Annotated in this window: 2 protein-coding genes; both read left to right on the top strand. The window is 38.5% G+C overall.

What is annotated here, in order from left to right:
* Window positions 1-98 precede the first annotated feature (98 nt).
* The gene (locus AC2VE5_RS25255) at window positions 99-998 is read left to right on the top strand and encodes a sulfotransferase family protein (RefSeq protein ID WP_486890342.1); all 900 of its coding nucleotides are present in this window, start codon (window positions 99-101) and stop codon (window positions 996-998) included.
* A gap of 410 nt (window positions 999-1,408) precedes the next feature.
* Window positions 1,409-2,701, top strand: coding sequence for a glycosyltransferase family 4 protein (locus AC2VE5_RS25250; protein ID WP_486890341.1), 1,293 nt, complete (start codon window positions 1,409-1,411; stop codon window positions 2,699-2,701).
* Window positions 2,702-2,889 lie beyond the last annotated feature (188 nt).

Here is a 2,889-nt window from a genome sequence, read left to right as displayed (position 1 = left end):
TTCTAGTAAAATTGTAAACAAATTTAAGCGTTTATTAAGTTTTTTTAAGGTAAATGTTGAATAGTTTTTTTAAGTACTTTTTTTAGGACGTAAATTATATGAGACTTCCTAACTTTCTATTAATTGGTACTCAGAAAGCTGGGACGACTTCACTTTATCATTATTTACATCAGCATCCTCAGATTTTTATGAGCCCTGTTAAAGAACCTGGTTTTTTTGATTTTGAGGGTGTTCAACCTAGTTTCACTGGTCCATTAGATTACAAGTCTTATAGCCATATTACTGATAACATTAGAGATTACTCTAAACTCTTTAAAGGTGTTACTAATCAAGTAGCTGTTGGAGAAGCGACAACGTGGTACTTATATAGCCATAGTGCCCCGAAGCGTATTCAATTTTACATACCTAATGTCAAGTTGATTGCGGTTTTACGTAATCCTGTTGATCGTGCATATTCGAGTTTTATGCATACTATTAGGGATGGGCGTGAGCCTATACGAGATTTTGGGAAAGCCCTTCAAGAGGAGCAAATTCGTATTACAAGCAACTGGGAATATATATGGCGTTATACAGATATGGGTTTTTACTCAGTGCAGCTTCATCGGTATTTTGAGTATTTTGACCAAAGGCAAATAAGAGTTTATTTATATGATGATTTAGTTGATAAACCAGTAGGTCTACTTAAAGATGTCTTTCAGTTTCTGAATGTAGATGATGCTTTTATTCCTGAGGTGCTTACACGGCTTAATATTTCTGGCACTCCTAGATCTAGTTTTATTGAAATGTTGCTTAGTGACACGAGTAATTTAAAAAAATTTTTGAAGCCTATTTTACCAAGTTTGTTAAGAAAGAATATTGCCAATTATTTAAGAGTTCAAAATCGGCATAAGTCTCAGTGTCCTCCCGATATAAAAAGTAAATTAATTGACGTTTTTCGTGAAGATATCCTGGCACTACAAAACTTGCTTCAACGAGATCTTTCAATGTGGTTGGATTAGACAATAATGATAGTAGCTAACTTAATACATCAGTTATGAAGCTAAAAATTTTTTTATAATCCAACTTACCTCCTTGAGAACATGAGTAGTAAAGTTATGCTTGATCCCTTTCGGAGAGAAGTACCACGAAATGGCAAATATAGCTGGAATAGAACCTTTTAACATTATTATACCGTTCGAGCAATCTTTTTTTTTGAGATGATCTTCCTACAAGAAGTTGAACTTGCTGTTATGACTAAGATCACAAAAAAAATAACTGATTTTCACAATCAGGCCTCACTACTTGATTTTATTAATTTGCAACATGGGTCTCGGAGGCTTTGGAGGGAGTGGTTATCTTATGAAGGATTCTTTGCCAATTACTATCTAACTTTTCAGGTCCGTGAGAATGAGAAAGCTGAGGTCTATAAGTGAATGTCTTACTTCTTAGTACTTTCGATATAACTGGTGGAGCTGCTCGTGCTTCTTATCGTTTACATCAGGGCTTACAGAGTATTGGTGTAACTTCTCAAATGCTAGTGCAGTACAAGCATAGTGATGATGAAGCTGTATTTGCGCCGAGGGCAAGATTGGAAGAAAGCATTGCCAGAACCAGAGTTGCTGCTGATGCCTTACCTTTAAAGTTCTACTCTCAACGGGAAAAGACCACATTCTCTCTTCAGTGGCTTCCAGATAGAACTGCCCCTAAAATTACTCAGATTGCCCCTGATATAATCAACTTACATTGGATTAGTGAAGCGTTTCTCCAGGTTAAAACTATTGCCAAGTATAGCCAGCCTCTGGTTTGGACGCTACACGATATGTGGGCATTCACTGGAGGATGCCATTACAACCAAGAGTGTGATCGCTATGTAGATTCCTGCGGTGCCTGTCCTCAGCTTCATAGTCATAAAAGCTTAGATCTTTCTCGCTGGGTGTGGCAGCGTAAGGCTAAAGCTTGGAAAGATCTGAATTTAACAGTTGTTTCCCCTAGTTCATGGCTTGCTAAATGTGCTAATAACAGCTCTCTATTTAAGAATATGCGAGTTGAGGTGATACCTTATGGACTTGACACTCAAAGGTATCGGCCGTTTCACCAGCAGACTGCTAGAAAAATATTAAATTTACCACTGGATAAGCAGCTAGTTTTATTTGGGGCATTACAGGCTACCAGCGACAAGCGCAAAGGATTTCATCTATTAGAGTTAGCGCTGCAAAATCTAAGTCAATCCGGATGGGAAGACAAACTAGAGCTTGTTATTCTAGGAGCCTCTGAACCTGAATACCCACCTGAATTTGGTTTCCGAACGCACTATCTAGGTCGGCTAAGCGACGATATTTCGCTGGCACTAGTTTACGCTGCAGCTGATGTCTTTGCTGCCCCGTCAGTTCAAGATAATTTGCCAAATACTGTACTGGAGGCAATTGCCTGTGGAGTTCCCTGCGTTGCCTTTAAAGTAGGCGGACTTTCAGATCTAATTGAGCATCAGCAAAACGGCTACCTAGCACAACCTTATGAAGTTGAAGATTTGTCTCGAGGAATTGCTTGGATACTAGATAATGAAGAACGCCATCTGAAACTTAGCGATCGGGCCAGAGAAAAAGTAGAACAAGAGTTCACTCTAGAAACCCAAGCACATAGATATCAGTCACTTTTTACAGAGATTTTAGCCAATCATGACCATGAGCGCAATAATATTAAAGCTGCTCATGGGCGCCTTTGACGCACTGGAGAAACAATGTTGAACATTCAGTTGCTCACATATAGCACTAGAAGAATGGAACCCGTTGTAACAGTTCTACTTCTGCTATTTTTCTTGCCAGTATCTTTGCCACTTGTCATAGATCAGTATCTTAAAGTTGCTAGCTATGGAATTGTTGGACTTTTAATTATTTTACGTTGGAAGCGAGT

This window comes from Aliterella sp. E5.1, assembly GCF_057473825.1.
The sequence above is the reverse complement of the archived record's forward strand: the minus strand, read 5'-3'. Positions and strand labels throughout refer to the sequence as shown.